This window comes from Photobacterium japonica, assembly GCF_050337005.1.
GTDB classification, from domain to species: domain Bacteria; phylum Pseudomonadota; class Gammaproteobacteria; order Enterobacterales; family Vibrionaceae; genus Photobacterium; species Photobacterium japonica.
Map to the genome: position 1 here is coordinate 1 of NZ_JAKJSN010000118.1, position 2,950 is coordinate 2,950.

A 2,950-nucleotide genomic window follows, 5' to 3' on the forward strand; every position below is an offset into this window, starting at 1 on the left:
TACTCCTTTCTCAAAAAGGCCCTGTTTAAGAAACCACTCATGGTGGCCAAGAACGTATTCACGAATGTCGGTCCAGCCTTGGCCTCCGGCTATTACAGCGCAGATTGAGCCAAACAAAATATCGAACAGTGGGTAATCCACTTTCGCGCTTTGTCGCTCGTCACGGATGATGCTGAAATGCTCTTTGATGGTATCTAAATTCATGGCCACTCCTCAAAAGAGGAGCATAAGATCACAGTCGACTCGTCAGGTCAATTTTGATCTGGAATTGGGCAAAAAATATTCATGATCTTGCCCTGGGTCCCTCAAAAGCTAGATAGTGGCTACTTAATTTATTGACACCTAATTCAACGAAACGCTTAATTACAGCTAATGTAACTTTGTATTGCTCTGAGAGTTTGCTAGTTTCCCCGCAATCACAAAGAAATTCAACGTGCGAGCTATCAAGGATGGTTGTACTATAATAACCTTAAAAACCAATTTTTTCGATAAATCCACGAGCTACTGATTGGAAAATACTCTCTGGGATATACAAAATTTCATCAGGAACATTTCCTTTCCAATTAACAGTCATGCCAATCTTAGCTAAGTAAAGTGATACCGGATAATCGTCCTCGTCTTTCGCATATTTTAGCAATTGTTCATACTCAACCATACTCACACCTAACGTTGCAATAACAGGCGCTTACCAAACCGCCCAAAACCGTTTAATCCTTTATATTCACAACACTTTGAGAATCTGCCGTATTGACGAAGCGTCTCGTTTATAGCCTTGTTATATCGCCTCGAAACAAAACTCTAAATGAGTGAGTTCAGATGAAATGCCATTAATTGCATTAATAACAACATCRAGTTTYGGTTGTTCGTAAGAACAGTCCATTATATCATTTATTGAAGGTTGAATTGTGCCATCAGGTAAGATTACAAAACCATCGCCCCCCCAAAAACGATATGAGCCGGAAAATATCTTACTAACACATTCAATAGCATGTTCACATGCCACAAGCGATAGGCTGTCTAATTCGTCTGATGGAATACCTAACTCCAAAACACCCCCCTGCTGAGTTACTTGAAAATCTATTTGATTGACCCATGACTATCCTTGGCAATATAACGTCGTTTTAAGGGGCCAAAACAGATACTTTACTAAAAACTGCCACCTTAATCACCAATACTTAAACAGACAAAAATCGCGCTGCTGTTTTTGTCTACCTCCAGAATCTGGTTATATTCCGGACTCACCATATTTGCTATATTTTGCAAACCATCCATCATCGGTGAAAATTTCACCTTGTAGACCATCTGATTCCTTAGCAATCTCTTCAGCATTTACGGATACAGGCATCTCATCTTGAAGCTCATCAACTGCGAAAAGAAAATCATGAATACCTGTATCGATACAATGGGTTACTAAACGCCTTACAACAGATAGTTGCTCATCCGATAAATCTGACAATCCATTGTGGATATCTAAACAATCTTTAGACTTAACTTTCTCCTGAAGAATATCAAGACATCGTTCTAATGCTGAATCCCTCAGGTCTTTGGCTATCAACTGACCAAAAATGTCGATATTTCTCACATTAACTACCTTAGGAATGTACCGCCGCCATAAGCGGTGAGTAATATGTGTAACGAAGTAGAACCGAGCAAGCTGTTACGAATCCGACGTTATGGCCTTGTTAGCAGTTGATAGATGTATAATCATCGTGACCATAATGCTGAAATTTAAGAACTTTTCCACTGGTGAATTCAAAGTTAGCAAAAACAACTTCATTGTTGCTGTCATATGTAACCTCTTTGAGAGTACTGCCTACAACACCTTCAAACTCATTTAAATTTAATAGAACCAAACAAGTTGATAGGCAACTGTTCACAGGCTCAGAAGGCAACTCTCCAGTTCTCCAAAATATGCTTTCACCGTCAAAGTGGAGCTTTAGCCATCGGTTTTCAAATTTGAAATACGCAACATTCGCAGGATCTGTTATGTTTTCGCCTTCTTGCTGTTGAATTAAGTAAAATTCTTGGCACTGTTTCCCAGCTATATCTGGCTCAACTCCATTAATGTGGAAACTCAACGCCTACCTCCTGAGATCTTCAATACGTGTCCGGTAAAACTGGTTCAAGTCCAGCATCACCTTGAGACCTTTGTTAACTGCGAAAATCAAACAGATCGAGAAAGCGCTAAAATTTGGAGCAATTAAACGCCAACAAATATCATCCCACCATATTACAGTTGGTTCTTTTCTGTTGTTCCTATAATCCAGACAAAATGGCGCACCATCAGCTGAAAATGCAAAACAAACGATATCACCAAACTCGGTTATATCTCGTATTGCACCGGGATAGTCAGCAAAATTGTCAGAGCCATAGTAACCATCAGGAACGAAATCTTGCGATAACTGTTTGGTTACGCTCTGAATATCTTCTACGCAACAGCAAACCTCGGAAAGTTCAGTTTCTAGCTCATTTCCATAGTAATCGACCTCTCGCTTAAGCTGCCATGAACCAACAGTTCTCTTTAGCTCATCTGTTTTCATTACTTCAATCAATCTAAAAGGTAACTGTTGATTCATAGCGGTTAACAACCTCACATATGGAATTGTTCTACATTACAATTCCATATATCACCGCTATCATATAGTAAAACCACCCATAACATATTGATAGATATCACATATTAAATAGCCGCATTGAAGAAATGTAGAATCATTCCATAATTCACATTCTACATTTTTACCATCCATTTCATTTCATTTCATTTCATTTCATTTCACAATAAAGTGCACACACATGAAATTGATGGCCTCATCAACCCAAAAAATATCTTATTTATTAAAATGATCAATTGATGACACAACACAAAATTCAGGCACAAAAAAACGGGCCTTTCGGCCCATTTCTCATTTATGCATGTTTTCCGTGTAACGGGGAATTATTCCCAATCAAG

5 protein-coding genes are annotated in these 2,950 nt (G+C 38.7%); all 5 read right to left on the bottom strand.

Annotation, left to right across the window (positions count from 1 at the left end; translation table 11 throughout):
• Nucleotides 1-204: transposase family protein (locus L4C36_RS23525; protein WP_428480083.1), on the bottom strand; the 204-nt coding region annotated here is incomplete at its 3' end.
• Between the two features lie 265 nt (nucleotides 205-469).
• Nucleotides 470-655 carry a hypothetical protein gene (locus tag L4C36_RS23530; protein WP_428480191.1) on the bottom strand — a complete coding sequence of 62 codons (186 nt, stop codon included), beginning with the start codon at nucleotides 653-655 and terminating at the stop codon, nucleotides 470-472.
• Nucleotides 656-1,225: 570 nt separating this feature from the next.
• On the bottom strand, nucleotides 1,226-1,582 hold the full coding sequence (locus L4C36_RS23535) for a DUF6547 family protein (RefSeq protein ID WP_428480192.1): 357 nt from the start codon (nucleotides 1,580-1,582) through the stop codon (nucleotides 1,226-1,228).
• A 100-nt stretch (nucleotides 1,583-1,682) separates the two neighbouring features.
• The gene (locus L4C36_RS23540; RefSeq protein WP_428480193.1) at nucleotides 1,683-2,078 is read right to left on the bottom strand and encodes a hypothetical protein; all 396 of its coding nucleotides are present in this window, start codon (nucleotides 2,076-2,078) and stop codon (nucleotides 1,683-1,685) included.
• Nucleotides 2,079-2,081: 3 nt separating this feature from the next.
• Nucleotides 2,082-2,576 (bottom strand): SMI1/KNR4 family protein, encoded by a 495-nt coding sequence (locus L4C36_RS23545; protein WP_428480194.1) that lies wholly within the window; start codon nucleotides 2,574-2,576, stop codon nucleotides 2,082-2,084.
• Nucleotides 2,577-2,950: the final 374 nt, after the last annotated feature.